Source organism: Bacillus sp. V26 (assembly GCF_034296245.1).
GTDB lineage: Bacteria > Bacillota > Bacilli > Bacillales > Bacillaceae > Bacillus > Bacillus halotolerans.
In genome coordinates, this window is sequence record NZ_JAXKQF010000001.1 from 116,252 (window position 1) to 142,176 (window position 25,925).

Sequence of the window (25,925 nt, forward strand, 5' to 3'; positions counted from 1 at the left end):
TCAGGCGGCTTTTCAGCCGCCGCGGTCGCAAATTGAAATGAACGTCATATACTGGGGAACAGATAGACGTTTGTTGGAGGTACAATTATGACTGTTTATCATTTTGTTGGAATAAAAGGGACGGGTATGAGTCCGCTTGCCCAAATACTTCATGATAATGGATATACTGTCCAAGGATCGGATATCGAAAAATTCATTTTTACACAAACGGCGCTTGAAAAAAGAAACATCACTGTTCTTCCTTTTAGCGCGGATAACATCAAACCCGGCATGACAGTTATCGCCGGAAATGCATTCCCAGACACGCACCCTGAGATTGAAAAAGCGATGTCTGACGGAATTCCGGTGATTCGTTATCATAAGTTTTTAGGTGACTACATGAAAAAATTCACCAGTGTCGCGGTTACTGGTGCGCACGGTAAAACGTCGACTACGGGGCTGCTGGCTCACGTTATCCAAAACGCAAAACCGACGTCTTTCTTAATCGGGGACGGAACAGGCCAAGGAAATGAAAACAGCGAATACTTCGTATTTGAAGCGTGCGAATACCGCCGCCATTTCTTAAGCTATCAGCCTGACTACGCGATTATGACGAATATTGATTTTGATCACCCTGATTACTTCTCAAATATTGACGATGTGTTTGACGCTTTTCAGGAAATGGCTCTTCAAGTTAACAAAGGCATTATTGCCTGCGGTGATGATGAGTATCTGCCGAAAATCCATGCAAATGTGCCTGTCGTTTATTACGGCACAGGAGAAGAAAATGATTTTCAAGCGAGAAACATCGTAAAAAGCACAGAAGGGACAACTTTCGATGTCTTTGTCCGCAATACATTCTATGACACATTTTATATTCCTGCGTACGGCCATCATAATGTATTGAACTCATTGGCGGTCATCGCGTTGTGCCATTATGAAGAAATTGACGCCAGCGTTATTAAACATGGCCTCAAATCATTCGGCGGCGTCAAACGCAGATTCAATGAGAAACAGCTCGGAAACCAAGTGTTAATTGATGATTACGCTCATCATCCGACAGAAATAAAAGTGACGATTGAGGCGGCAAGACAGAAATATCCTGATCGTGAAATCGTTGCGGTATTCCAGCCACATACATTTACGCGGACACAGCAATTCCTTGATGAATTTGCTGAAAGCCTGAGCGGGGCAGACTGTGTGTATTTATGCGACATCTTCGGGTCAGCCCGGGAAAACGCAGGAAAGCTGACGATCGGCGACCTGCAGGGAAAAATTCATAATGCCAAGCTGATTGCAGAAGATGATACATCTGTTTTAAAAGCCCATGATAAAGCCGTTCTCATCTTTATGGGAGCAGGAGATATCCAAAAATATATGAGAGCCTACGAAAACGTCATGGCATAATAAAAAGCAGTGATTTCACTGCTTTTTATTTATCTGAAGAGACATCCTCTTAAAGGATTTTTCAAATGTAATGGAGAATAATATGTATACACCCCAACAGATATGTTTATGATTTTACAAAACGGGTAAACAGCAGTATATCCTGCAGCAAGGAGGTTTAAGATGATTATCATTCTTTATTTAAGCGTTGCACTAATCGCTGTAGCATTTCTCGTCTTAGTGATCTATTTGTCTAAAACACTAAAGTCACTGCAGCTGACATTAAAACATGTTGCATCCACGCTCGAAGGGCTGGAGGGACAAATGAAAGGCATTACCACTGAAACTGCCGAGCTTTTACATAAGACCAACCGCTTGGCTGAAGATATTCAGGAAAAATCAGAAAAGCTGAACACGGTCGTTCATGCTGTTCAAGGGGTGGGAACCTCTGTGCAGCAGTTCAATACATCAATGAAGCAGGCGGCAGGGTCTGTATCGGCATCAGTGAGAGAAAACCAAGATAAAATCAATCAGGTTGTCACCTGGAGCCAAGCAGCAATGGAAATTTGGGAGAAGTGGAAGCGAAAGAAATCAGCTCTTTAAGAGAGAAAAACACTTTGAGGAGGAATAATGATGAGCAAAGATGGAATTAATAGTAAAGATTTTTTAATCGGTACTTTAATCGGAGGAATCATCGGAGCCACCACTGCGCTTTTCCTAGCACCTAAATCTGGGAAAGAACTACGCGACGATCTCGGAAATCAAGCTGTTGCTCTGCGGGATAAAACAGATAAAATGACGGCAGATGCAAAAGAAAAAGGCACACAATATGTCAGCATTGCAAAAGACAAAACATCTAACATCACACAGCTTGTCGCCGATCAGTCAGGACAGATCATGAACAAGGTCAAAGATTTAAGAGACCGTTCAAAATCTGCAAATACCGAGTCATCATCTGCTATGCAAGATATGAAAAATGAAGCAATGCAGGCGGCTGACGAAGCAAAAGATCAAGTCCTCCAAACGAAAGAAGACGTAAAAGACGAGCTGAAAGATGCACAAAAACAGGCCGAGCACATCAACCGCTGAGCCCGGAAGGAGCAGACTTGACTAATGGCAAAACAGCTAATTCAATCTGAGGAAGAGTTTAAGCGTATTGCAGAAAAGGAAGACACTTTCTTGTTTTTTAAGCACAGCTTAACATGCCCGATCAGCCAAGCCGCATTTCAAGAATTTAATGCCTTTGCAAATCAGCATGAAGAAGTGCCAGCTTACTATCTGCAAGTACAAGAGGCACGGCCCCTGTCAAATTTCATCGCAGAAACATACGGAGTCAAGCACGAAAGCCCTCAAGTTTTCGTGATCCAAAACGGTGAAGTAAAGTGGCATACCTCACATTCACAAATTACAGAAGCGACGATTGAGCAGCATCTGTCCTAGAAAAAAGCGTCCAGATATGATCTGGCGCTTTTTTTTTTGAAAAAACTATTGATCATTTTCTTCACATCATGTACGATAGCATCATACATTACTTTATCACTTAAAAGCGTTTGGGTAATAAAGTAGACTTTTTTAAAAATTTTGTATTTCAGTATTTCCATTTGGTTTTACTTATAGTAAGATGCATGTTAACTACAAAATAAAAAATGAATGTGCAGGGAAAGGATGAAAAAAATGAGCAACACAGAATTAGAGCTTCTAAGGCAGCAGGCAGACGAATTAAACTTGCAAATTTTAAAATTAATCAACCAGCGCGGTAATGTTGTGAAAGAGATCGGTAAAGCGAAAGAAGCGCAAGGTGTCAATCGCTTTGATCCTGTCAGAGAACGCACAATGTTAAATAAAATCATTGAAAACAATGACGGACCATTCGAAAATTCTACTATCCAGCACATTTTTAAAGAAATCTTTAAAGCAGGTTTAGAGCTTCAGGAGGAAGACCACAGCAAAGCGCTTCTTGTTTCCCGTAAGAAAAAACCTGAAGATACAATCGTTGATATCAAAGGTGAAAAAGTCGGAGACGGCCAGCAAAGATTTATCGTCGGACCATGTGCGGTTGAGAGCTATGAGCAGGTGGCGGAAGTGGCTGCGGCTGCTAAAAAACAAGGGATTAAAATTCTTCGCGGAGGAGCCTTTAAGCCTCGTACGAGCCCATACGATTTCCAAGGCCTCGGTGTAGAAGGACTCCAAATCTTAAAACGTGTAGCGGACGAATTTGATCTGGCTGTTATCAGCGAAATCGTAACTCCGGCTCATATTGAAGAAGCGCTTGACTACATTGATGTAATTCAGATCGGTGCGCGTAATATGCAAAACTTTGAATTGCTGAAAGCTGCAGGTTCCGTGAAAAAGCCTGTCCTTCTGAAACGCGGACTTGCTGCAACGATCTCGGAATTCATCAATGCAGCTGAATACATTATGGCACAAGGCAATGATCAAATTATCCTTTGTGAGCGCGGTATCAGAACATACGAAACAGCAACGAGAAACACGCTCGATATTTCAGCTGTGCCAATTCTGAAACAGGAAACGCATTTGCCGGTCTTTGTTGATGTGACGCATTCAACAGGCCGCCGCGACCTCCTTCTTCCGACAGCTAAAGCCGCTTTAGCGATCGGTGCTGACGGCGTAATGGCAGAGGTTCATCCTGATCCATCAGTCGCACTTTCTGACTCTGCTCAGCAAATGGCGATCCCTGAATTCGAAAAATGGCTGAATGAACTGAAACCAATGGTGAAAGTCAACGCCTAATGGAATGAGATCAATACAAAAGGCCGCATATGCGGCCTTTTTTTGCGCTTTCTCGTTTATTTAATTATAAAACTCACGTATACGTTTTCATCATCTATAAAAACGTGTATAATTTCATGAGAAGTATTTAAATTTGATGAATAATGAAAAATAATGTAGACTACTGACTTACGCTTACAAATCATAAACGACATAAATTCGGACATTATGACATTTCTCTACATAAAGTGTTTATGCTATAGATAAGGATAAGTGTATCCAGTAAAAGGAGTGGTTTTAGGATGAGCAATATTACGATCTACGACGTAGCGAGAGAAGCTAATGTAAGCATGGCAACCGTTTCCCGTGTCGTGAATGGAAACCCGAATGTAAAACCGACAACGAGAAAAAAAGTCTTGGAAGCCATTGACCGTCTCGGCTACCGTCCAAACGCGGTGGCAAGAGGGCTTGCAAGCAAAAAAACAACAACTGTAGGTGTCATCATTCCTGATATCTCAAGCATTTTCTATTCAGAGCTTGCGCGCGGAATTGAAGATATCGCGACAATGTATAAATATAACATCATTTTGAGCAACTCTGACCAAAACTTGGAGAAAGAGCTGCACTTATTAAACACAATGCTCGGCAAACAGGTCGACGGCATCGTATTTATGGGCGGAAACATTACGGACGAGCATGTAGCGGAATTTAAGCGTTCGCCAGTGCCGATCGTGCTTGCCGCTTCTGTTGAAGAGCAAGGTGAAACACCATCAGTCGCAATTGATTACGAACAGGCGATTTATGACGCGGTGAAGCTTTTGGTTGATAAGGGGCACACTGATATTGCGTTTGTTTCCGGCCCGATGACAGAACCGATCAACCGCTCAAAGAAACTGCAAGGCTACAAACGGGCGCTTGAAGAGGCGAATCTTCCGTTTAATGAACAATTTGTTGCTGAAGGTGATTACACGTATGATTCCGGACTAGAGGCGCTTCAGCACCTCATGAGCCTGGACAAAAAACCGACAGCGATTCTTTCCGCAACTGATGAAATGGCGCTCGGCATTATTCATGCCGCACAGGATCAAGGCCTTTCCATTCCTGAAGATCTCGACATTATCGGCTTTGATAATACGAGATTAAGCTTGATGGTTCGACCGCAGCTTTCAACAGTAGTTCAGCCGACGTATGATATTGGCGCGGTTGCCATGAGACTGTTGACAAAGCTCATGAATAAAGAGCCGGTGGAAGAGCATATTGTCGAATTGCCGCATCGTATAGAGTTAAGACAGTCAACCAAGTCATAAGAAAAACAAGAAAGCAAGCTTCACCTCTAAGGTGGATTCTTGCTTTTTTCGTATGAGTGAGGAGAAATGATGAAACGTTTTGATTATCTTACACCTGTTGGTTTTGTGTTAGGAACGATTATGATTGTGATTGGAATTATTTCCGGATCGGGAGTAAGCGGTTTCCGCTCTTTTCTAGATCTGACTTCTTTCTTTATCGTAACAGGAGGGCTTTGCGCCGCTGTTTTTATCAGTTTTCCGCCGAGAGAGCTGAAAAAAACGCCCACTGTGTTAAAGCAGGCATTTATCCGCCAGGAAGACAATGTAAAAGATCTTGTAAAAACCTTCGTTTCCCTTTCCGATCATGCGCGAAAACATGGGCTTTTATCACTGGATGACCAGGCCAGAGAAATCAGAGATCCATTCTTGAAAAAGGGGCTGCTTCTGGCGGTTGACGGCTGGGATGAAGAAACGATTCGGCTTGTCATGGATTCAGAAATTGCAGCAATGGAGGAACGGCACCGCAAAGGCCGGCGTGTTTTGGAGAAGGCGGGGGAATTTGCTCCGGCATGGGGCATGATCGGGACACTGGTCGGGCTGGTGCTGATGCTCAAAAACTTAAATGACCCTGATATGCTCGGTCCGAATATGGCTGTTGCACTTTTGACGACCTTATACGGATCATTGCTGGCAAACATGGTATTTAACCCGATTGCGGCTAAGCTCGAAGAAAAAACAGAAAGCGAAATCTTCATCAAACAGGTGATGGTGGAAGGTATCATCGGGATACATTCCGGAAAAAATCCGCGCAATCTGGAAAGCCAGCTCGTCGTTTTCAGTTCTCGGGAAGAATGGCGGAAGCAGCATAATCAAGTAAAGACAAAAAAGGGATCTGTACATGAAGCTTAGAAGAGACCGCTTTGAACGAAGGAATGGAAACGGGAAAAACAATCAATCATCCTCGGGCTGGATGGTCACCTTTACAGATCTGGTGACGCTGATCCTTGTGTTCTTTATTTTACTTTTTTCGATGTCGCAGATTGATCTGCAGAAATTTAAAGCAGCGGTGAACTCGATCCAAAAGGAAGGCAGCGGACTTCAGCCAGACCAAACAGCCATCGATCAAAAAGACACGCCGTCAGCCGATGCAAAGAAGCAAGAGAATCAGCAGGATCAACTGCTGCAAAAAGTGAATACATACATTCAAGAGCACCAGCTGAAGGCGAAAATGACAGCAAAGCGGGATGAACGCGGTGTCGTGCTCGTTCTTCAGGAAGCAGTGCTTTTTGATTCAGGTGAGGCTAAAGTGTTGGAAAATGCTGAAACGCTTCTTCACCAAATTGCAGTTCTTCTTCAGACTATTCCAAATGATATTCAGGTGGAGGGCCATACAGACAGCCGAAATATTTCAACGTACAGGTATCCGTCTAACTGGGAGCTATCCGCAGCACGGGCAAGCGGAGTCATTCAATATTTCACATCAAAAGAGAAACTCCCGTCGAAGCGATTTATCGCTGTTGGCTATGCGGATACAAAGCCTGTAAAGGATAACAAAACAAATGAACACATGAAGGAAAACAGACGTGTAGAAATCGTCATCAAAAAATCAAAAACGACCTCTTCGTGAAGGTCGTTTTTTTATTTTGTTTTTTCCTGACGCTCTGAGCGTATCGCATATAACGCTTTGCTGACGGTTTGGGCATTTTTCTCTGTAATTTCTGGCTTGCGTGGAATCGGCGGATATAAATCGGCGGGATCGCTCCAACTGGACGGGAGGGTGACTGGGCATTGCTTTTGCCATTTTGCGATCCATTCAGATGGAATGTCATGTCCCGGATCGATCCCTTTCATTTCAAGCCATACTCGGGCCCAGGCACGGGGCACCACACGCCAAATATCATATCCGCCTCCTCCGACGGCGATCCATCTTCCGCCGCAATATTGATGCGCTAAAGCGTGAGCAAGCCGCGGAATCTGTTCGTAAATGGCAATCGTTGCCGACAAATGTGTCAGCGGATCGTAGTAATGGGCATCAGCTCCATTTTGGCTGATAATCACATCCGGCTGAAAATAAGCGGCGATTTCTGAAGCTGCTGTCTGGTAAGCCTCAATAAATGAATCATCCTCTGTAAACGCATCAAGCGGGATATTAAAGGAATATCCGTAGCCTTTTCCGCTGCCTTTTTCCTGAATCTGACCGGTTCCGGGGAATAAATACCGTCCCGTTTCATGAATGGACAGGGTGCATACGTTGGGATTATCATAAAACGCAAATTGCACACCGTCTCCGTGATGGGCGTCCGTATCAATATACAGCACCTTGGCTTGATATTTTTTCTGAATATACTGAATCGCTACAGCGCTGTCGTTGTATATGCAAAATCCCGAAGCCCTTCCGCGAAATCCGTGGTGCAGGCCTCCCCCAAGGTTGGCAGCATGCAGTGCTTGTCCAGACATGACATAATCCGCAGCTGTTAAGGTTCCGCCGACTAATAGTGAGGCCGCTTCATGCATGCCTGCAAAGACGGGTGTATCTTCAGTGCCGAGCCCGTAGCTTTCCCCTTCTTCGGGTGGAAGTTTTCCGGCGCCGGCAAGCTGTACTGCCTGAATATAATCGTCCGTATGCACAAGAGCCAGCTCATCTTCCGCCGCAAGCCGGGGACTGACGATATCCCCCTCGTCAAAGGCATCCATCGATTTGAGCAAATCATATGTCAGCAGAACACGCTGCTGATTAAAGGGGTGCTCCTGATGAAACATATAAGTCTGATAAGAGGGAGAATAAATAAACACACTGTCCCTCATAGCTGATCCCTGTGCTCTGACGGCCATACGATGAGATGCCCGTTTTTTTGCAATTCCTGCAAAAACGGCAGCGGATTCATCGTCTTGACACGGAATACAAGCACCTTTGCGCCGGAATCGTCATGGGGATAGACAAGAACGCTCAGTATTTTTACCTGAAGTCTTTGGCAGAGGCCACTGATATCGGCGAGGCTTTTTGTGATGTCATTTACTTTTATCTCAACCTGCGATCCGGGCTGGTCAGCGCCTGTCAGCTTCACAAAAGTCCGCAGCAAATCGGTTTTTGTCAGAATGCCGATTAACTTGTGATGCTGCACGACTGGAAGGCAGCCGATGCCGTGCTCGTAGAAAACTGCTGATATTTCTTCAACAAAATCAAGCGGATGGGCGCACACGACGTCTTTTTTCATAATGGATTCAACGCTTCGTGTGAGAAAACGGCTGCGTTTGCTTTCTTCAAAAATACTGGGGCTGGCCTGTTTCATATCTCTGTCTGTAATCATCCCAATCACATGGCGGTCTTCATTAATAACAGGCAAATGCCTGATATGAAATTCCTTCAGCTTGTGTATTGCCGTTTCAAGCGTATCCGTTTTCGTTAATGTGATGACATCCTTTTTCATGATTTGCTCAACAATCATTATCTTTTCCCCTTTGTCAGTGTCAGTTAATACATATAACGATGATAAAAACGGAGCCTGTCAAATCGTTCAATTGATTCCTGGCTGACGTTTTTTCCGATGCGCGCCATCAGGCAGTTCGCAGGATGAGAGCTGATCTCTGGCTCATCGGTGGCAAACCAGACCAATCCGCCTGCGTTCATCATTTTCTCCATGATCTTTCTGTACTCCCACACATCCTTTTTCATCCCTTTTAAATCCCAATGCCAGTAATACTCTGTCGTCATCACAATGTAGTTCTCCATTTGTTCGTCCATCATGCTGACGGTCAGAAGTGTTTTTCCGACAGAACATCCCCGGTATTCCGGCGCCACCTCAATGGCTCCGAGCTCAAGCAAATCCTCCATATTTCCTTCTGACCATCTTTCGAGCGGGTCAGGGTATAGATACGTCACATAGCCGACAATGGCCTGGCCGTCTCTGGCAATGATAATGCGTCCCTCAGGAAGGCCGGCAATATCGACTAATGCTTCATGCTGTTCCCGGGGCGGCCGAAATGCGGTCAAATCCTTATGAAACTCATAACCTGCCAAGTCTTCTGGAGAGACAGGCCCTTCTATCAGTAAGGAGCCGGTTGCTGTTTTGATGTTTGCAGAGTGATATGTTTTATGATGTTCCACTGATTCACCGTCCCATCAATTTCTATAAAAAATACATGCCTCCTTTAAGAATAACAAATTATAAAGCGTTTTCAACATGGTTTATATTTTAAAAATTGAGAAGAATATGAATATATACTATAATAAATGTGACAACTTCAGCAAAGGGGGATGTTTGGACATGAATTTGAAAGCGTTACCAGCTATAGAGGGGGATCATAACCTAGAAAACTACGAAGAAACGTATCGGCAATTTGATTGGTCCGAAGCGGAGAAACATTTCTCTTGGCATAAGACAGGGAAATTGAACGCGGCTTATGAAACGATAGACCGCCACGCCGAATCTTTTCGGAAAAACAAAGTAGCGCTTTATTATAAGGACGCAAAACGGGATGAAAAATACACATTTAAAGAAATGAAAGAAGAAACAAACAGAGCCGGGAATGTGCTGAGACGGTATGGAAATGTGGAAAAAGGGGACCGCGTTTTTATTTTTATGCCGAGATCACCCGAGCTTTATTTTATTATGCTAGGCGCTATCAAAATCGGCGCAATCGCCGGGCCGTTATTTGAAGCGTTTATGGAGGGGGCTGTTAAGGACCGGCTTCAAAACAGCGAGGCAAAGGTTGTTGTCACGACGCCTGAGCTTTTGGAAAGGATTCCGGTTGACAAGCTGCCTGATTTACAGCATATATTCATAGTCGGCGGCCAGGCTGAACAGAGCGGAACAAACATCATTCATTATGATGAAGTGGCTAAGCATGAGAGCACAAGACTGGACATTGAATGGATGGACAGGAAAGACGGCTATTTGCTTCACTATACATCAGGATCTACGGGTACGCCAAAGGGTGTGCTTCATGTTCATGAGGCGATGGTTCAGCAGTATCAGACAGGAAAGTGGGTCCTTGATTTAAAGGAAGAGGACATTTACTGGTGCACGGCCGACCCAGGTTGGGTGACTGGAACGGTGTACGGGATTTTTGCGCCGTGGCTGAATGGAGCGACAAATGTGATTGTCGGCGGACGATTCAGCCCGGAAAGCTGGTATGGAACGATTGAGCAGCTTGGCGTAAACGTCTGGTACAGCGCGCCGACTGCCTTTCGAATGCTGATGGGAGCCGGAGATGAGATGGCTGCCAAATATGATCTGACTTCACTCCGCCATGTGCTGAGTGTCGGTGAACCTTTAAACCCGGAAGTGATCAGATGGGGGCATAAAGTTTTTAATAAACGGATTCATGATACATGGTGGATGACAGAGACGGGCGGCCAGCTGATCTGCAACTATCCTTGCATGGATATTAAACCAGGCTCGATGGGAAAACCGATTCCCGGTGTAGAAGCAGCAATCGTTGACAATCAGGGGAACGAGCTTCCGCCGTATCGAATGGGGAACCTTGCCATTAAAAAGGGCTGGCCTTCTATGATGCACACGATTTGGAACAACCCTGAAAAATACGAATCTTATTTTATGCCTGGCGGATGGTATGTGTCGGGTGATTCTGCCTACATGGATGATGAAGGGTATTTTTGGTTCCAAGGCAGAGTGGATGATGTCATCATGACCTCCGGTGAGCGTGTCGGACCATTTGAAGTGGAAAGCAAGCTTGTCGAACATCCGGCAATTGCGGAGGCGGGGGTCATTGGAAAACCTGATCCCGTGCGCGGCGAAATCATCAAAGCCTTTATCGCTCTCAGAGAAGGGTTTGAGCCATCTGATAAACTGAAGGAAGAAATCCGCCAATTTGTCAAACAAGGTCTTGCAGCCCATGCGGCTCCGCGTGAAATTGAATTTAAGGATAAGCTTCCAAAAACACGGAGCGGTAAGATCATGAGACGTGTGCTGAAGGCGTGGGAGCTGAATCTTCCGGCCGGAGACCTGTCAACGATGGAGGATTAAAAGGCGCCGTTGACACGGGATTTTATTTATGTTAAAAATGATATAGCTTCATATGAAAAGGTAAAGATTGAGACAAGTAGAATATCCTTACGTTCCAGAGAGCTGATGGCCGGTGAAAATCAGCACAGACGGATATGTCGAATACACTCATGAACCGCTTTTGCAAACAAAGCCGCTCAGGCTTTCAGTAGTGAAAGAACGGACCTGATCCGTTATCAGGCAAAGTGATAAGAGCGAAAAGCTGTATGTATGCTCTTATTAGTAGGGTGGTACCGCGATAATCAATCGTCCCTTCGTTTACACGAAGGGGCGTTTTTATTTTATTAAAAAAGGAGCTTTATCTCATGACAAACTTACTTGAAGACTTATCCTTCCGCGGATTGATTCAGCAAATGACGGATGAAGAAGGACTGAATAAACAGCTGAACGAAGAAAAAATCCGCCTGTACTCAGGCTTTGATCCGACAGCAGACAGCTTGCATATCGGGCACCTGCTGCCCATTTTAACACTCCGCCGTTTTCAGCTTGCGGGGCACCATCCGATTGCGCTTGTGGGCGGCGCGACGGGTTTAATCGGCGATCCGAGCGGAAAAAAAGCTGAGCGTACGTTAAACACGGCTGATATCGTTGTCAAATGGTCGCAAAAAATCAAAAATCAGCTTTCAAGATTTCTTGATTTTGAATCAGCGGAAAACCCGGCTGTTATGGCAAATAACTACGACTGGATCGGAAACATGAATGTGATCGACTTCCTTCGTGACGTCGGCAAAAACTTCGGCATCAATTACATGCTGGCAAAAGATACAGTCAGCTCCAGAATCGAATCCGGCATCTCTTACACGGAATTCAGCTACATGATTCTTCAATCTTATGATTTCTTAAACCTGTACAGAGAGAAAAACTGTAAGCTGCAAATCGGCGGAAGCGATCAATGGGGCAACATTACAGCTGGCCTTGAGCTGATCAGAAAATCTGAAGAAGAAGGAGCAAAAGCATTCGGTCTTACCATTCCGCTTGTAACGAAAGCGGACGGCACAAAATTCGGAAAAACCGAAGGCGGCGCAATTTGGCTTGATAAAGAAAAAACGTCCCCATATGAGTTCTATCAATTCTGGATCAATACAGACGACCGTGATGTAGTGAAATATTTAAAATACTTCACGTTCCTTTCAAAGGAAGAAATCGAAGAATATGCTGAAAAAACTGAAACAGCACCTGAACAGCGTGAAGCGCAAAAACGCCTGGCAGAAGAAGTGACAGCGCTCGTTCACGGACGCGAGGCACTGGAGCAAGCGATTAATATTTCCCAAGCATTGTTCAGCGGCAATATTAAAGAGCTTTCTGCCCAAGACGTAAAAATCGGTTTTAAAGATGTGCCTTCTCTAGAAAAAGACAGTGCTGAAGAACTGTCACTCGTAGATGTGCTGGTTGAATCGAAACTGTCACCGTCTAAACGCCAAGCCCGTGAAGATATTAAAAACGGAGCCGTTTACATTAACGGTGAACGCCAGACAGAAATTGACTATATCTTATCTGCTGAAGACCGCATTGAAGATCAATTTACTGTTCTGCGCCGCGGGAAGAAAAAATACTTCCTTGTCACATATAAATAAGAAAAAAACATCCTTTGCTTAATTGGCAAAGGATGTTTTTGGTTTAGCGCATAGGAATTTGAGGGAAAGAGTATATTAGATAGGGCAAACACGACCATTCACCACCTTTTCAATAGGAGGGAGAGCTCACCGTGAATCTCATGTGTACGATCGCCAAAGAAAGATTACAGCGGGATTATTGGGAGCAGCAGACCAGAGAAAGTGTTGTCCAGCAGGAAACGGTAGAAGAATCAGACGAAAAAAAACCCCCGACCGCATAGCGGCAGGGGGTTTTTAAACGATTAACGAGAGTAGAACTCAACGATAAGCGCTTCGTTAATTTCCGGAGCAAGTTCAGAACGCTCTGGAAGACGAGTGAATGTACCTTCAAGCTTTTCAGCGTCGAAAGTAAGGTATTCAGGAACGAAGTTGTTTACTTCAACAGATTCTTTGATGATAGAAAGGTTTCTTGATTTTTCGCGAACACCGATTGTTTGACCAGCTTTTACTTGGTAAGACGGGATGTCAACGCGGCTTCCGTCTACAGTAATGTGGCCATGGTTAACCAATTGGCGAGCTTGACGGCGAGTACGCGCTAAACCTAGCTTGTACACAACGTTATCAAGACGAGAATCTAAAAGAATCATGAAGTTTTCACCGTGTTTACCAGTCATTTTTGCAGCTTTGTCAAACAGTGTGCGGAATTGACGTTCGTTTACACCGTACATGTGACGAAGCTTTTGCTTTTCTTGCAATTGCAAACCGTATTCTGATAATTTTTTACGTTGTCCTGGGCCGTGTGGACCTGGAGCGTAAGGGCGTTTTTCTAATTCTTTTCCTGTTCCGCTAAGAGAGATTCCTAGACGGCGGGACAGTTTCCAAGATGGACCTGTATAGCGAGCCATAATGTGACTCCTCCTTTGGTTTTATTTTTGTGGAAAATAAAAACCGTCTGTTCTATTCGACCATGTACATTTTGTTTTCATGTATCCTCGCTCCAGCAGCAGAGAGTTACACGATACACCTTACTGATAAGGAACAAAATGAAAACATAGAAGCTGAACAAAAAGGCTGCAATATTTCACACAAAGGTCATTATATAATTTATTTGTTTTGAAGTCAACCATTCATCCATTATCGCTTTGCTGTTTATGATATAATAAACAAAAATTAGTGGTAAACTTTTTAGGTGATAAAACATGATAGAACAAACAAAAGATCAATTACCCGCCTTTCGTTATCATTTGCTCGATTTTTTATTAACCAAATCTGAAAAGGTCTCATTCACCGACTCTCTTTTATGGCTGACATCGGCTATTCAAACATATTTTCCATCACTTTGCGTATCCCTTATACCGTCTCCATCTGATCACATGGCACAAATGACAGAGGATGAAGTGCATTTTTCTGCATCGAAAATAAATGCCTCATTTTATGTTATCGAGGATCATGTCTCCGGCAGGAGCTTTCATTTAACATGCAGGCAGGACGGAGTGTTTCCGGAAGAGCTTCCGGATTTGATTTCTTCTTTTTTGAATCAGTCAATGAAACAGGAAAGACTTTATATCAAAACAATCTATCAAAAAAAGATATACAAAATGACAGAACTGTTCCATTCGCTGCTCGACCAGACGGAAGTGTTGAAGAAGCTTCTTGAAAGCTTACACACCACGTTTCCCCTGTTTCAATTTTCTCTGTTTATTTCTCATGATCAGGACCAATGTATAGGTGTTCCTGCAAAGGAACTGTATATGGAAGGGGAAGATGCCGATTCCTTTGCGCTTAAAGTCTATCTATCCGGGAACATTTTGCGGAAAAATGAAACGGTCGCTTACATCCCAATTAAAGGGCAGCAGGGAACGTACGGCGTTCTGATGGCAGGTGGGGCGGGAGACAGTCCTCTTACCGACGTGTACCTTGATGAAATGTCACTGATAGCAAATGCGGCGGGAAAGGCGTTTGAAAATGCCCAGCTCTATGAACAATCCAAAACAAGTATTGCAAACTTGGAATTAATTAATGAAACATCGCGCCGTCTCAACCAGCGGCTGACGCTGACGGATACGATGAACGATCTTGCTGTGAGAATGGCTGAATCATTTCATGCTGAAGAAGTGGGTTTTTTCCATATTGACCATTTTGAACATCAGACACTGCTTCCCGGGAGCACAGCATTTTTTAAAGAAACGAAGTCGTCTGATATATATAATGAAATAAAAGAAAAACTGTACGAAGGAGAGAATGGCGTTTTTATCGGAAATGGACAGTCTGTGTTTGGGAAAGCCGGATACGGTTCACTTATGGCTGTTCCGATGATGGAGAATGACCAGCTCCTGGGATTCGCCGTTTTGCTGAAAAAGGAAATGTACGCTTTTACATTTGAAATGTACAAGCTGTTCCAAGCGCTGATTCATCACGCAACGCTGGCTGTGACCAATTCGATGCTTCGCGACCGCCTTGAGCATCTGGTGAAAACGGATCAGCTGACAGAGCTGTATTCAAGAGTCTATTTAGATGAAAAAATCCAATACAGCATGAAAATTCATCAAAAAGGCGTTTTTATTCTTGTTGATATTGATAATTTTAAAAATGTAAATGATACGTACGGACATCAGACAGGGGACGAGATTTTAATACAAGTCGCTTCCGTTATCAAAAGCAATATTCGAAAGCATGATGTCGGCGCCCGCTGGGGGGGCGAGGAGCTGGCGGTTTACCTTCCGAATGTGACGGTAGCTGTCGGGGAACGGATTACCGAAAGGCTTGTTTGTGCGGTGAGAAAAAGCACGAAGCCTGAGGTGACCATTTCATGCGGAATCTCCTGCTGGGACTCAGAATCGAAAAAATCCTTGAAGGAGCTTGTTCACGAGGCCGACGAAGCGCTTTACACCGCGAAACGCAGCGGGAAAAACCGTTTGATGATTCACGAGTCGATAAAATGAAAAAAGCCCAAAACGCTACATGTTTTGGGCTTTTGTTGTATGCTCTACACTAAAGCTTTTTCAAGGATTTCTGCAAATTGTGTAAGATACTTTTCATCGATCTCATCAAATCGGTTTTTGACAGGGCTGTCAATGTCCAAAACGCCGACTAGGTTTCCGTCTACATGAATCGGAAGCACAATTTCTGATTGAGATGCTGCATCACAGGCGATATGTCCCGGAAATGCGTTTACATCCGCAACTCTCTCTGCTTTTCCGTTTGCATATGCTGTTCCGCAAACGCCTTTGCCGAAAGGAATACGAACACATGCCGGCAGACCTTGAAACGGTCCTAACACAAGCTGTCCTTCCCCTTCTTTAGCAAAATAGAAACCGGCCCAGTTGACCTCAGGCAATGAATGATAAAGCAGTGCTGACGCATTTGCGTAGTTTGCAATTTGATCTGTTTCGTCTTCTGTTATGGCTTCGAGCTGTTTGAGCAGAAGCTGATAGTCTTTTTCTTTATCTCCAGATTGTTGTTCGACATGAAACATGGAAAACCCTCACTTTTTCTATAATATAAAACAAAATCCCGGCTTTTCTGCCGGCATTTGTCGATAAGTTCTTACAGGAACAGCCGGTCTCCGCCTTGAATTTGTAACAAGAGGAAGGAGTGAGCCGGTATGAAAGTAAGCACCAAAGACAAAATTATTGAATCTGCTGTCATGCTCTTTAACCAAAAAGGATTTTCTGGCACATCTGTCCGTGAAATTGCAAAGTCAGCTGATGTAAATGTTGCGCACATCTCCTACTATTTTAAAGGCAAAGGAGGTTTGATGGAACACTTAGTTTCAGAGTTTTACGAAGGCTACAATAAAACACTTGAAACAGCGGCAGGCAACATCTCTTTTCAAAGCACGCAGGAACAGCTTCTCCAATTGGTTTTCGATATTTTATCCTATCAGCATAACAATCGTCAATTAACTCGGTTTGTCTACCGGGAAGTCACCATTGATTCGACTTTAATAAGAGAAATAATGTCGACGTACTTGATGAAGGAAAAGTATATCTTCCAGCTGATTATTGAGGAAGGAGAAAAACAGCGAGAACATTTAACGCTGCCGCTGCCTCATTTTATTCTTCAATTAAAATCTCTCTTGATGATGCCCTATCTCCAGCCTCAATATATTTCAGAAGTGCTCTATATGCAGCCGCACGAGCCGTACTTTTATAAAATGTATTTTGAAGAAATCAAGATTTGGATCAGAAGCGTATTCCGGACAGGAGACATGCGGTCACAAATTAGCGCAGTTCAGTAAATTTCTCATACGCGTATCCGACATCACCCGCTTGATGGGCATCAGACCCGAATACAAGCGGGATGTTTTTTTGCTTCGCCGCCTCAATCATCCAATCCTCCAGATAAATATCCCCCGCGTATGTTTTTCTCAGACCTGATGTATTAAAGTCGAGCTCCATTCCGTTTTCCTTGACAGCGTTCAGGCACTCAGAAGCAAGTCTGCGAATATGATCGGACATTTTATAAGGAAACAGCCTGATGAATTTTTTAACGAGTGTGATGTGACCGACTCTTTTTGGCTTATAGGCGCCGAGAGATGCTACAATAGAAGAATAAATGCTGCGGTAATACAGTTCATATACAGCTTCGATGCTTCCGCACTCTGAGATCAGCTTTTTAAATGTATGCTCATCATAGTCGAGGCACAGATAGGACGAGCCTGTGCGCAAAAAATGAACGGATAAGATACAGTCATCTAAAAATGGGCCGTATGTATTCAGAAACGATTTGATTTCATCTTCGTATTCAGCAATATAATCGACTTCAAGCCCGGTCCGTATGTCAAGCTGTCCGCGATATTCTTTTTTTAATCCGGAAATTTCATTAATGTAGCGTTCCAAAGAGGCTTGCGCCATTGCGCTGTCTTTTTGCGGTGTCGGATCGGTAAAAGAGGGAGGCAAAGGAGCGTGCTCTGTAAACGTAATTGATTGAAAGCCTTTTTTTATCGCTTCCTCCGCATATTGTCTGAGTGTGTCTGCTGTTCCGTGAGGGCAAAATGGTGTGTGAATATGTCCGTCTCGCTTTAGCATTGGTGTCACCTCGTGAAAAAATAGTCAAATCCTGCCGATTTTGCACAAAAAGTTTTTGATTTCTGCTCAAAAAATGTTGGTTACATGGTATCATAATAACAATGAAAACGACAGTTTTTCTCAATACATATCCTGAAATCTTTCTGAATAAATAAAACACCCTGACAGATTAAGGTTAACAGCAAGGGGGCTCATTATGGAGTTTGTCATTGGATTATTAATTGTACTGCTCGCGCTGTTTGCGGCGGGCTACTTTTTCAGGAAAAAAATCTACACGGAAATTGATCGTTTGGAATCTTGGAAGATTGAAATTCTCAATCGATCGATAGTGGAAGAAATGTCCAAAATTAAACATCTGAAAATGACGGGGCAGACAGAAGAGTTCTTTGAGAAATGGCGTGAAGAATGGGATGAGATTGTCACTGCCCATATGCCGAAAGTTGAAGAGCTCCTTTATGATGCCGAAGAATGCGCGGACAAATACCGGTTTAAAAAAGCCAATCAAGTGCTCGTTCATATCGACGATCTCCTGACAGCGGCGGAATCGAACATTGAAAAGATACTCCGGGAAATCAGCAATCTCGTCACAAGTGAAGAAAAGAGCCGCGAAGAGATTGAACAGGTAAGAGAACGCTACTCAAAGTCCCGAAAAAACCTGCTGGCATACAGCCACCTTTACGGAGAGCTTTATGACAGCCTTGAAGCAGATCTTGACGAGATTTGGAGCGGGATCAAACAGTTTGAAGAAGAGACAGAGGGCGGGAACTATATTACTGCAAGAAAAGTTCTCCTTGAGCAGGACCGCAATCTAGAACGGCTTCAGTCGTACATAGATGATGTGCCGAAACTGTTAGCCGACTGCAAGCAGACGCTGCCGGGCCAGATTGCAAAGCTCAAAGACGGATATCGCGAAATGAAAGAGAAAGGGTATAAGCTTGAGCATATCCAGATTGATAAGGAACTGGAAAATCTGTCAAATCAGCTGAAACGGGCAGAACATGTTTTGATGACTGAGCTGGATATTGATGAAGCATCTGCCATACTGCAGCTCATAGACGAAAATATTCAATCTGTTTACCAGCAGCTCGAGGGTGAAGTTGAAGCAGGCCAATCTGTGTTAAGCAAAATGCCTGAGCTGATCATTGCTTACGATAAGCTGAAAGAAGAGAAGGAGCAGACAAAGGCGGAAACTGAACTGGTGAAGGAAAGCTACAGACTGACAGCTGGTGAGCTAGGCAAACAGCAGGCCTTTGAAAAGCGCATTGATGAAGTCGGCAAGCTGCTTGCGTCAGTAAAAGATAAGCTGGATGCAGATCATGTCGCCTACTCTCTTTTAGTTGAAGAGGTCGCATCAATTGAGAAGCAGATTGAAGAAGTGAAAAAAGACCATACGGATTACCGTGAAAAGCTGCAGGCTCTTAGAAAAGAAGAACTGCAGGCGAGAGAGACACTTGGCAATCTGAAAAAAACAATTTCTGAAACAGCAAGACTGCTGAAGACAAGCAACATCCCGGGCATCCCGAGTCATATTCAAGAGATGCTGGAAAACGCCCATCATCACATTCAAGAAACGGTCAATCAATTAAACGAAATTCCTTTAAATATGGAAGAAGCCGGAGCCCACCTGAAACAAGCGGAAGATATCGTGAACAGGGCAAGCCGGGAATCAGAGGAACTGGTAGAGCAGGTTATGCTGATTGAAAAAATCATTCAGTTCGGAAACCGATTCAGAAGCCAGAACCATATTTTATCTGAACAGCTGAAAGAAGCGGAAAGACGGTTTTACGCTTATGATTATGAAGAATCCTATGAAATTGCGGCTGCAGCTGTAGAGAAAGCTGCGCCAGGTGCTGTGAAAAAAATAAAAGCAGATTTATCCGCTTAAATTCAGATCGTAAAAAAGAGCCCGCAGTTTATGAGCGGGCTCTTTTTTATTAAAAAAATGCCTGCGCAGTAACGCAGGCGACCATAACATTAACTTATTTCTTTAAGCTGTTGTTTGGATGTACCGATGAAAAAGGTAAGAATATAGCCGATAATGGCAGCGATGATTCCAGGAATCACCCAGCCGATGCCAAGGCTGTATAGCGGCAGATTCTCATTTAAAAACGTATTTAGAGCTCCGAGCGAAAAGCCTGCTGCTTTTATTCCGTCTAAAATACTGAATAATCCTGTACCGATTAAGCATGCAATGTAAACTTCACGTCTTTCTTTAAAGAGCTTATCAATAAATGAAAGAACGATAATGACAATGGCAAGCGGATAAATAGCTGATAAAATAGGAACTGAAAAAGCGATAATTTGAGCAAGCCCGAAATTAGAAATCATCAGGCTGAATAAAGTGACGATGGTAACGACAACTTTATATGATAACGCAGGGATAAGCTTTGAAAAATATGTGCCGCAAGAAGTGACAAGCCCAACGCTTGTGGTTAAACACGCGACTGTGATAGCTGATCCAAGTACGATATTTCCTAATGAACCGAATAAATAATGGGACGATGCTGATAAAATCTTAGCTCCTTCACCAACAGGCCCGATTGCGTTTGTGCTTGTTGCACCTAGGTAGGCCAGAGAAACATAAATGAATGTCAGCCCTAATGCAGCAATTATTCCGGCTTTAATACAAGCTGCGGCAAGAGCTTTTGATTGTGTAACGCCTCTGCTTTTCACAGCATTTACAACGACAACACCAAATACGATTGAAGCAAGCGCGTCCATTGTTTTGTAGCCTTCCAAAAATCCTTTAAATACCGGTGTTCCTTTATATGCTTCCGTTACTGCACCTAAACCGCCCATAGGCGTGATAATCGCTTTGAGAACAATCACTAAAATAATTGTGAATTTAATTGGAGTAAGAATTTTTCCGATTCGATCCACGACTTTAGTTGGGTTTAGCGCTAAATAGTAAGTAATGCCGAAAAAGATGAGTGTAAAAATTAATAAAGACAGTCTTTCAGGAACGCCAGCCAGAAACGGAACTGCACCAATTTCATAAGAAACGGTTCCTGTTCTCGGGATGGCGAATAATGGTCCGATTGATAAATAAAGCACAACAGTAAATACTGTACCGAATGCAGGGTGAGCTTTATCAGCAAGTCCTTTAGCATCCTTGCCGGTTAATGCGATAGCGATAATTCCGAGAAGAGGCAGACCTACCCCGGTCAGTAAAAATCCGCCGATGGCTTTCCAGACATTGTGTCCGGCTGCTTGTCCAAGTTCCGGCGGATAAATCATATTTCCTGCTCCAAAGAATAGCGCAAATAGCATGAAACCAATAATAATGGTATCTTTGACAGGCAGTGAGTGTTTCATGAAAATCCTCCTAATAATTATGTTAAAATATTCTGTCAATTAATTGTCAGATAATATGACGAAACGAACAAATCTTATTATATGGTAAAAAATTTAGAAGTCAATACTAGCTTTTTGTAATTTTCTATTAAATTTTGTTATGGTAACATAAATATCATACCTTGTACCGCTTTCATAAAGGAGTAAAAAAAGATGATATATTTAGATAATAGTTCAACGACCAAACCGTATAATGAAGTCTTGAACGTTTATGAACAGACTAGCAGCCGATATTTTGGCAATCCTTCATCTTTGCACCGATATGGAGCCGAAACGGAACAGCTGCTTCAGGCAGCCAAAAATCAAATAAAAAGAGCCTTGGGCCTAAAGAATTATGATATTGTATTTACGTCAGGTGCTACAGAAGCTAATAATGTGGCTTTAAAAGGAGCCGCTTTGTCAAAGATAAAAACAGGCAAACATATCATTGCCACTTCTATCGAACATCCGTCCGTTACTGAATCTTTGGAGCAGCTGACAGAGCTATTCGGGTTTGAAGTAACTTATCTTTCAGTAAATGAAGATGGATTTGTGTCCATTAAGGAACTGAAAGATGCGATTCGGCCGGATACCGTGCTTGTCAGCATGATGCATGTGAACAATGAAGTTGGCTCCGTGCAGCCGATTGAAGAGGCCGGAGAAGTGCTGAAGCAGTATCCGAACATTCTGTTTCACGTCGATTATGTGCAAGGCATCTTTAAAGTTCCCTTGGCGATCGAGAATGCCAGCATTGATCTTTGTTCCATATCCGGCCATAAATTCCACGGACTGAAGGGGACAGGTGCACTTTTAGTAAAGGAAGGAACGCGTCTTATCCCGCTGATAACAGGCGGCTCTCAGCAAAAAGGCATACGTGCAGGAACCGAGCATACAGCAGGTGCGGTTTCACTGGCCAAAGCCATCAATCTTGCGGCTGATGATTATCATCATCACCTTGAAAGAATGGCGGCCGCAAAGGAATTGTTTATGAAAAGGCTGAGTGATTCAGACGGTGTGGTCTTAAATACGCCTCAATTCAATAGCGCTCCGCATATCATTAATTTTTCTGTGCCGGGCATAAAAGCGGAGGTGCTTTTGCACATGCTGGAGGAAAAGGATATATTCGTTTCAACGACATCAGCCTGCTCGGCAAAGGAACATAAACCGAGCAAAGTCCTGTTACAGATGGGCAAGGGAGAGCAGATCGCCGGAAGCAGCATCAGAATCAGCTTAAACTACAGCCAGACAAGCGATGTGACAGAGCCATTTATGAACGCGCTTGTGCCTGGCATCAAAAAACTAAAAAAAATGATGAGGTAGAACATGAATTACGATCATATATTAATTCGTTTTGGGGAGATATCAACCAAAGGAAAAAACAGAAAAAGCTTTATTGAACGTTTAAAGCAAAACGTCAGGCTTGTCCTGAAAGACTATCCGACATTAAAATACTTTTCTAATCGGGATCGTATGACGATTACATTAAATGGAGTGGACCCTGAGGCTCTTTTTCCACATTTGAAACAGGTGTTTGGCATTCAAAGCTTCAGTCTGGCCATTAAGTGTGAGAGCCGCCTTGATGATATTAAGACAACTGCCCTGCAGGCGATCAAGGATCAATATCAGCCTGGTGATACGTTTAAAGTCGCGACAAAGAGAGCGTATAAACAGTTTGAATTAGATACGAATGAAATGAACGCTGAAATCGGCGGCCATATTTTGCGAAATACAGAAGGGCTGACAGTTGATGTCCGCAATCCAGACATTCCGCTCAGAATTGAAATCAGGGAGGAAGCAACCTTTTTGACGATTCGCAATGAAAAAGGCGCCGGCGGACTTCCTGTCGGTTCAGCAGGGAAAGCGATGCTGATGCTTTCCGGCGGTTTTGACAGCCCGGTAGCCGGTTTTTACGCAATGAAAAGAGGACTCTCAGTAGAAGCTGTCCATTTCTTCAGCCCGCCATACACAAGCGAACGTGCGAAACAAAAAGTGATGGACTTAGCGAAGTGTCTGTCTCGCTTCGGAGGAAGCATGACGCTTCATATCGTTCCGTTTACAAAGACGCAAGAGCTGATCCAAAAACAAATTCCTGAAAACTATACGATGACGGCAACCCGCCGCTTAATGCTTCAAATTGCCGACAGAATCAGAGAAAAAAGAAACGGGCTCGCCATTATTACGGGGGAAAGCCTCGGACAGGTAGCGAGCCAGACGCTTGAAAGCATGTACGCGATTAATGCGGTTACGTCTACACCGATTCTGCGTCCGTTAATCGCCATGGATAAAACAGAAATCATCGAAATATCACGGGAAATCGGCACATACGAAACAAGCATCCAGCCATTTGAAGATTGCTGCACGATCTTTACGCCGCCAAGTCCGAAAACACGCCCGAAAAAAGAAAAAATCGAACACTTTGAGAGCTTTGTGGATTTTGAACCGCTGATTCAAGAGGCGGTTGATCACATTGAAACAATGACATTATATAGCGAACAAGAAGCTAACGACAAATTCGCAGAACTCTTTTAACTAAGAGCCGGCTCCTGTATACAATTACCAAAGATTTTCTGTATGAAGCCATGTGTTTTAACACATTCTATACTCACAAGGAGGTGAGACACATGGCTAACAATAACTCAGGTAACAGCAACAACCTTTTAGTACCAGGAGCTGCTCAAGCTATCGACCAAATGAAATTGGAAATCGCTTCTGAATTCGGTGTAAACCTTGGAGCAGAAACAACTTCTCGCGCTAACGGTTCTGTTGGAGGAGAGATCACAAAACGTCTTGTATCTTTTGCTCAACAAAACATGGGCGGAGGACAATTCTAATTTACAATTTCACATAATGGCTTAGGAGTGGGGTTTTTCCCCACTCTTTTTCGTTTTTTTATAAAAAAGGACCAGCGGCCTATAAAAACCGATGTTTATGGAGCTTGTTTTTAGGCATATCCTTACGGAAACGGCATGTATTTATGTATAATGGGTGGAGAAAGTGAGGAGTTGTTCGTGTTGAAACGAGAAGATTTAATTGCCCCAATGGAATACAATTTAGTTAATGAAATCGAAAAGTTCAGTGCAACTGGACAAAAAACCGCCCTATTATGGGAGGATGAATCGGGCAAACAAAAATCATGGTCGTATGAAAAGCTTATGGAAGAAACAAATAAAATCGGTGCGGCTCTGGCTGATCTTGGATTTAAAAAGGGAGATAAACTGATTGTAATGGTGCCGCGTGTGCTCGAAGCCTATGCCGTTTATCTGGCTATCCTGAAATCGGGAATGGTCGTTATTCCTTGTTCTGAAATGCTTCGTGCGAAAGATCTTGAATACCGGATTGAACATGCCGAAGTGAAAGGCGCTATTGTTTATTCTGCATTTATTGGCGCTTTCCGTGATGTCAGTACTGCAGACCGCCTGATTAAACTTTCTATTGGCGAAAATGATGCCGGATGGAAAAATCTATTAACGATTGATGCGGATGGAAGCCGTTTTCAAACTGCTGATACAACAAGAGAAGACATGGCGTTCTTGTCTTATACTTCCGGAACAACGGGACAGCCGAAAGGTGTTGTACATACACATGGATGGGCATTTGCTCATTTAAAAACATCAGCCGGCGCTTGGCTTGATATTTCTGAACAGGATACCGTATGGGCGACTGCTGCGCCAGGCTGGCAAAAATGGGTGTGGAGTCCGCTATTGGCGGTACTCGGAAGCGGAGCAACAGGTTTTGTGTATCAAGGCAGATTCAAAGCTGAAAAATATTTAGAGCTTTTAAACCGCTACAAAATCAATGTCTTCTGCTGTACGCCGACGGAATACCGTTTAATGGCTAAGGTAGAAGGCTTAGATAGCTACGATCTTTCAGCCCTGCACAGCGCTGTTTCAGCCGGTGAGCCGCTCAACCGCGAAGTGATTGACGTGTTCCAAAAGCATTTCGGCGTCAAGGTCAGAGACGGATACGGTCAAACAGAGAGCACGCTTTTAGTCGGTGTCTTAAAGGATATGGATATTAAACCGGGAAGCATGGGAAAACCGACACCGGGAAATCAGGTGGAAATCATCAATGAAGACGGTGAAATCTGCAAAACTGGTGAGGTTGGTGATATCGCTGTTCACCTCAGCACCCCGGCGCTCTTTAAAGAATATTTTAAAGATCCGGACAGAATGAAAACACAAATTCGCGGCGATTATTTCCTGACAGGAGACAGAGCAAGAAAAGATGAGGATGGTTACTTCTGGTTTGAAAGCCGGAATGACGATATCATTATCAGCTCCGGCTACACGATCGGGCCATTCGAAGTGGAAGACGCGCTCGTGAAGCACCCGGAAGTCAAAGAATGTGCTGTCGTCGCAAGCCCTGATGAAATCAGAGGCTCCATCGTTAAAGCATACGTTGTCCTGCAAGATCACGAAAAACGCAGTGATGAGCTTGTCAAAGTTCTGCAAAATCATGTGAAGACCATTACGGCTCCATACAAATATCCAAGAGAGATTGAATTTGTCGAAAGCCTGCCGAAAACGGCTTCTGCAAAAATCAGACGAGTAGAATTAAGAAAACGTGAAGAACAGCTCAAAGCCAATAAAAAGGCGTAAAGAA

General features: G+C 43.6%; 25 protein-coding genes and 1 other annotated feature. Of the genes, 18 read left to right on the forward strand and 7 right to left on the reverse strand.

The window, feature by feature from the left end; all coding sequences use genetic code 11:
• The first annotated feature begins 87 nt into the window (after positions 1-87).
• The 8 genes from murC (at position 88) to motS (ending at position 7,008) form a co-directional block, all read left to right on the forward strand.
• Positions 88-1,386, forward strand: a complete 1,299-nt coding sequence (murC, locus tag UJ203_RS00670; protein ID WP_059352187.1) for a UDP-N-acetylmuramate--L-alanine ligase — start codon at positions 88-90, stop codon at positions 1,384-1,386.
• A gap of 162 nt (positions 1,387-1,548) precedes the next feature.
• Positions 1,549-1,968 carry a DUF948 domain-containing protein gene (locus UJ203_RS00675; RefSeq protein WP_024122518.1) on the forward strand — a complete coding sequence of 140 codons (420 nt, stop codon included), beginning with the start codon at positions 1,549-1,551 and terminating at the stop codon, positions 1,966-1,968.
• 30 nt (positions 1,969-1,998) lie between these two features.
• Entirely contained in the window at positions 1,999-2,454 is a 456-nt protein-coding gene (locus tag UJ203_RS00680; RefSeq protein WP_044153829.1) for a YtxH domain-containing protein, read from the forward strand.
• A gap of 24 nt (positions 2,455-2,478) precedes the next feature.
• Complete coding sequence (ytxJ, locus tag UJ203_RS00685; RefSeq protein ID WP_322008403.1) at positions 2,479-2,805, forward strand: bacillithiol system redox-active protein YtxJ; 327 nt, start codon at positions 2,479-2,481, stop codon at positions 2,803-2,805.
• A gap of 234 nt (positions 2,806-3,039) precedes the next feature.
• Positions 3,040-4,116: a bifunctional 3-deoxy-7-phosphoheptulonate synthase/chorismate mutase gene (locus UJ203_RS00690; RefSeq protein WP_024122514.1), complete on the forward strand. Its 1,077-nt coding sequence runs from the start codon at positions 3,040-3,042 to the stop codon at positions 4,114-4,116.
• Between the two features lie 281 nt (positions 4,117-4,397).
• Positions 4,398-5,402 carry a catabolite control protein A gene (ccpA, locus tag UJ203_RS00695; RefSeq protein ID WP_024122513.1) on the forward strand — a complete coding sequence of 335 codons (1,005 nt, stop codon included), beginning with the start codon at positions 4,398-4,400 and terminating at the stop codon, positions 5,400-5,402.
• A 69-nt stretch (positions 5,403-5,471) separates the two neighbouring features.
• Complete coding sequence (gene motP, locus UJ203_RS00700; RefSeq protein ID WP_322008404.1) at positions 5,472-6,290, forward strand: flagellar motor protein MotP; 819 nt, start codon at positions 5,472-5,474, stop codon at positions 6,288-6,290.
• Complete coding sequence (motS, locus tag UJ203_RS00705) at positions 6,280-7,008, forward strand: flagellar motor protein MotS (protein ID WP_105953385.1); 729 nt, start codon at positions 6,280-6,282, stop codon at positions 7,006-7,008. The genes motP and motS overlap by 11 nt, the downstream gene beginning before the upstream one ends.
• A gap of 11 nt (positions 7,009-7,019) precedes the next feature.
• Here motS and UJ203_RS00710 read toward each other — a convergent pair whose 3' ends face one another.
• From UJ203_RS00710 to acuA, 3 genes are read right to left on the reverse strand one after another with little or no spacing between them, the layout of a single operon-like run.
• Entirely contained in the window at positions 7,020-8,186 is a 1,167-nt protein-coding gene (locus tag UJ203_RS00710; RefSeq protein WP_059335601.1) for an acetoin utilization protein AcuC, read from the reverse strand.
• Positions 8,183-8,827: an acetoin utilization AcuB family protein gene (locus tag UJ203_RS00715; RefSeq protein WP_095714527.1), complete on the reverse strand. Its 645-nt coding sequence runs from the start codon at positions 8,825-8,827 to the stop codon at positions 8,183-8,185. The genes UJ203_RS00710 and UJ203_RS00715 overlap by 4 nt, the downstream gene beginning before the upstream one ends.
• A gap of 26 nt (positions 8,828-8,853) precedes the next feature.
• Positions 8,854-9,486, reverse strand: coding sequence for an acetoin utilization protein acetyltransferase AcuA (acuA, locus tag UJ203_RS00720; RefSeq protein ID WP_069487059.1), 633 nt, complete (start codon positions 9,484-9,486; stop codon positions 8,854-8,856).
• 160 nt (positions 9,487-9,646) lie between these two features.
• On the opposite strand from acuA, the gene acsA reads away from it, so the two are divergent.
• The 3 genes from acsA (at position 9,647) to sr7p (ending at position 13,241) form a co-directional block, all read left to right on the forward strand.
• Positions 9,647-11,368, forward strand: coding sequence for an acetate--CoA ligase (gene acsA, locus UJ203_RS00725; protein ID WP_322008405.1), 1,722 nt, complete (start codon positions 9,647-9,649; stop codon positions 11,366-11,368).
• Between the two features lie 54 nt (positions 11,369-11,422).
• Positions 11,423-11,664 (forward strand) — a binding site (T-box leader).
• Positions 11,665-11,712: 48 nt separating this feature from the next.
• The gene (tyrS, locus tag UJ203_RS00730) at positions 11,713-12,981 is read left to right on the forward strand and encodes a tyrosine--tRNA ligase (RefSeq protein ID WP_322008406.1); all 1,269 of its coding nucleotides are present in this window, start codon (positions 11,713-11,715) and stop codon (positions 12,979-12,981) included.
• Positions 12,982-13,112: 131 nt separating this feature from the next.
• Positions 13,113-13,241 carry a small protein SR7P gene (sr7p, locus tag UJ203_RS00735; RefSeq protein WP_024122505.1) on the forward strand — a complete coding sequence of 43 codons (129 nt, stop codon included), beginning with the start codon at positions 13,113-13,115 and terminating at the stop codon, positions 13,239-13,241.
• Between the two features lie 21 nt (positions 13,242-13,262).
• Here sr7p and rpsD read toward each other — a convergent pair whose 3' ends face one another.
• On the reverse strand, positions 13,263-13,865 hold the full coding sequence (gene rpsD / locus UJ203_RS00740; protein ID WP_024122504.1) for a 30S ribosomal protein S4: 603 nt from the start codon (positions 13,863-13,865) through the stop codon (positions 13,263-13,265).
• Positions 13,866-14,159: 294 nt separating this feature from the next.
• Here rpsD and UJ203_RS00745 point away from each other — a divergent pair, with 294 nt between their 5' ends.
• On the forward strand, positions 14,160-15,902 hold the full coding sequence (locus UJ203_RS00745) for a diguanylate cyclase domain-containing protein (RefSeq protein WP_322008407.1): 1,743 nt from the start codon (positions 14,160-14,162) through the stop codon (positions 15,900-15,902).
• 44 nt (positions 15,903-15,946) lie between these two features.
• On the opposite strand, the gene UJ203_RS00750 is transcribed toward UJ203_RS00745, so the two are convergent.
• Positions 15,947-16,435: a GAF domain-containing protein gene (locus UJ203_RS00750; RefSeq protein WP_024122502.1), complete on the reverse strand. Its 489-nt coding sequence runs from the start codon at positions 16,433-16,435 to the stop codon at positions 15,947-15,949.
• 129 nt (positions 16,436-16,564) lie between these two features.
• Between UJ203_RS00750 and refZ the strand changes: the two genes are divergently transcribed.
• Positions 16,565-17,200, forward strand: a complete 636-nt coding sequence (gene refZ / locus UJ203_RS00755; RefSeq protein ID WP_010335311.1) for a transcriptional regulator RefZ — start codon at positions 16,565-16,567, stop codon at positions 17,198-17,200.
• Here the strand turns inward: refZ and hisJ are convergent.
• Positions 17,184-17,990: a histidinol-phosphatase HisJ gene (hisJ, locus tag UJ203_RS00760; RefSeq protein WP_105953392.1), complete on the reverse strand. Its 807-nt coding sequence runs from the start codon at positions 17,988-17,990 to the stop codon at positions 17,184-17,186. The genes refZ and hisJ overlap by 17 nt on opposite strands.
• 196 nt (positions 17,991-18,186) lie before the next feature.
• Between hisJ and ezrA the strand changes: the two genes are divergently transcribed.
• Positions 18,187-19,875, forward strand: coding sequence for a septation ring formation regulator EzrA (gene ezrA, locus UJ203_RS00765; RefSeq protein ID WP_105953393.1), 1,689 nt, complete (start codon positions 18,187-18,189; stop codon positions 19,873-19,875).
• Positions 19,876-19,964: 89 nt separating this feature from the next.
• On the opposite strand, the gene brnQ is transcribed toward ezrA, so the two are convergent.
• A complete protein-coding gene (brnQ, locus tag UJ203_RS00770; protein WP_024122500.1) occupies positions 19,965-21,305 on the reverse strand; it encodes a branched-chain amino acid transport system II carrier protein in 1,341 nt (446 codons plus the stop codon).
• Between the two features lie 192 nt (positions 21,306-21,497).
• Here brnQ and UJ203_RS00775 point away from each other — a divergent pair, with 192 nt between their 5' ends.
• From UJ203_RS00775 to mbcS, 4 genes are all read left to right on the forward strand, one after another.
• Positions 21,498-22,643, forward strand: coding sequence for a cysteine desulfurase family protein (locus tag UJ203_RS00775; protein ID WP_227598053.1), 1,146 nt, complete (start codon positions 21,498-21,500; stop codon positions 22,641-22,643).
• Between the two features lie 3 nt (positions 22,644-22,646).
• The gene (gene thiI, locus UJ203_RS00780) at positions 22,647-23,852 is read left to right on the forward strand and encodes a tRNA uracil 4-sulfurtransferase ThiI (RefSeq protein WP_024122498.1); all 1,206 of its coding nucleotides are present in this window, start codon (positions 22,647-22,649) and stop codon (positions 23,850-23,852) included.
• A 92-nt stretch (positions 23,853-23,944) separates the two neighbouring features.
• Positions 23,945-24,154, forward strand: a complete 210-nt coding sequence (gene sspA, locus UJ203_RS00785; protein WP_014114778.1) for an alpha type acid-soluble spore protein SspA — start codon at positions 23,945-23,947, stop codon at positions 24,152-24,154.
• Between the two features lie 177 nt (positions 24,155-24,331).
• Positions 24,332-25,921, forward strand: a complete 1,590-nt coding sequence (gene mbcS / locus UJ203_RS00790; RefSeq protein ID WP_105990208.1) for an acyl-CoA synthetase MbcS — start codon at positions 24,332-24,334, stop codon at positions 25,919-25,921.
• Positions 25,922-25,925: the final 4 nt, after the last annotated feature.

Bases quoted from the DNA above. Each gene is read 5' to 3' on its own strand.
- murC (WP_059352187.1), top strand. From the start codon at position 88: ATGACTGTTTATCATTTTGTTGGAATAAAAGGGACGGGTATGAGTCCG.
- UJ203_RS00675 (WP_024122518.1), top strand. From the start codon at position 1,549: ATGATTATCATTCTTTATTTAAGCGTTGCACTAATCGCTGTAGCATTT.
- UJ203_RS00680 (WP_044153829.1), top strand. From the start codon at position 1,999: ATGAGCAAAGATGGAATTAATAGTAAAGATTTTTTAATCGGTACTTTA.
- ytxJ (WP_322008403.1), top strand. From the start codon at position 2,479: ATGGCAAAACAGCTAATTCAATCTGAGGAAGAGTTTAAGCGTATTGCA.
- UJ203_RS00690 (WP_024122514.1), top strand. From the start codon at position 3,040: ATGAGCAACACAGAATTAGAGCTTCTAAGGCAGCAGGCAGACGAATTA.
- ccpA (WP_024122513.1), top strand. From the start codon at position 4,398: ATGAGCAATATTACGATCTACGACGTAGCGAGAGAAGCTAATGTAAGC.
- motP (WP_322008404.1), top strand. From the start codon at position 5,472: ATGAAACGTTTTGATTATCTTACACCTGTTGGTTTTGTGTTAGGAACG.
- motS (WP_105953385.1), top strand. From the start codon at position 6,280: ATGAAGCTTAGAAGAGACCGCTTTGAACGAAGGAATGGAAACGGGAAA.
- UJ203_RS00710 (WP_059335601.1), bottom strand. From the start codon at position 8,186: ATGAGGGACAGTGTGTTTATTTATTCTCCCTCTTATCAGACTTATATG.
- UJ203_RS00715 (WP_095714527.1), bottom strand. From the start codon at position 8,827: ATGATTGTTGAGCAAATCATGAAAAAGGATGTCATCACATTAACGAAA.
- acsA (WP_322008405.1), top strand. From the start codon at position 9,647: ATGAATTTGAAAGCGTTACCAGCTATAGAGGGGGATCATAACCTAGAA.
- tyrS (WP_322008406.1), top strand. From the start codon at position 11,713: ATGACAAACTTACTTGAAGACTTATCCTTCCGCGGATTGATTCAGCAA.
- rpsD (WP_024122504.1), bottom strand. From the start codon at position 13,865: ATGGCTCGCTATACAGGTCCATCTTGGAAACTGTCCCGCCGTCTAGGA.
- UJ203_RS00745 (WP_322008407.1), top strand. From the start codon at position 14,160: ATGATAGAACAAACAAAAGATCAATTACCCGCCTTTCGTTATCATTTG.
- UJ203_RS00750 (WP_024122502.1), bottom strand. From the start codon at position 16,435: ATGTTTCATGTCGAACAACAATCTGGAGATAAAGAAAAAGACTATCAG.
- refZ (WP_010335311.1), top strand. From the start codon at position 16,565: ATGAAAGTAAGCACCAAAGACAAAATTATTGAATCTGCTGTCATGCTC.
- hisJ (WP_105953392.1), bottom strand. From the start codon at position 17,990: ATGCTAAAGCGAGACGGACATATTCACACACCATTTTGCCCTCACGGA.
- ezrA (WP_105953393.1), top strand. From the start codon at position 18,187: ATGGAGTTTGTCATTGGATTATTAATTGTACTGCTCGCGCTGTTTGCG.
- brnQ (WP_024122500.1), bottom strand. From the start codon at position 21,305: ATGAAACACTCACTGCCTGTCAAAGATACCATTATTATTGGTTTCATG.
- UJ203_RS00775 (WP_227598053.1), top strand. From the start codon at position 21,498: ATGATATATTTAGATAATAGTTCAACGACCAAACCGTATAATGAAGTC.
- thiI (WP_024122498.1), top strand. From the start codon at position 22,647: ATGAATTACGATCATATATTAATTCGTTTTGGGGAGATATCAACCAAA.
- sspA (WP_014114778.1), top strand. From the start codon at position 23,945: ATGGCTAACAATAACTCAGGTAACAGCAACAACCTTTTAGTACCAGGA.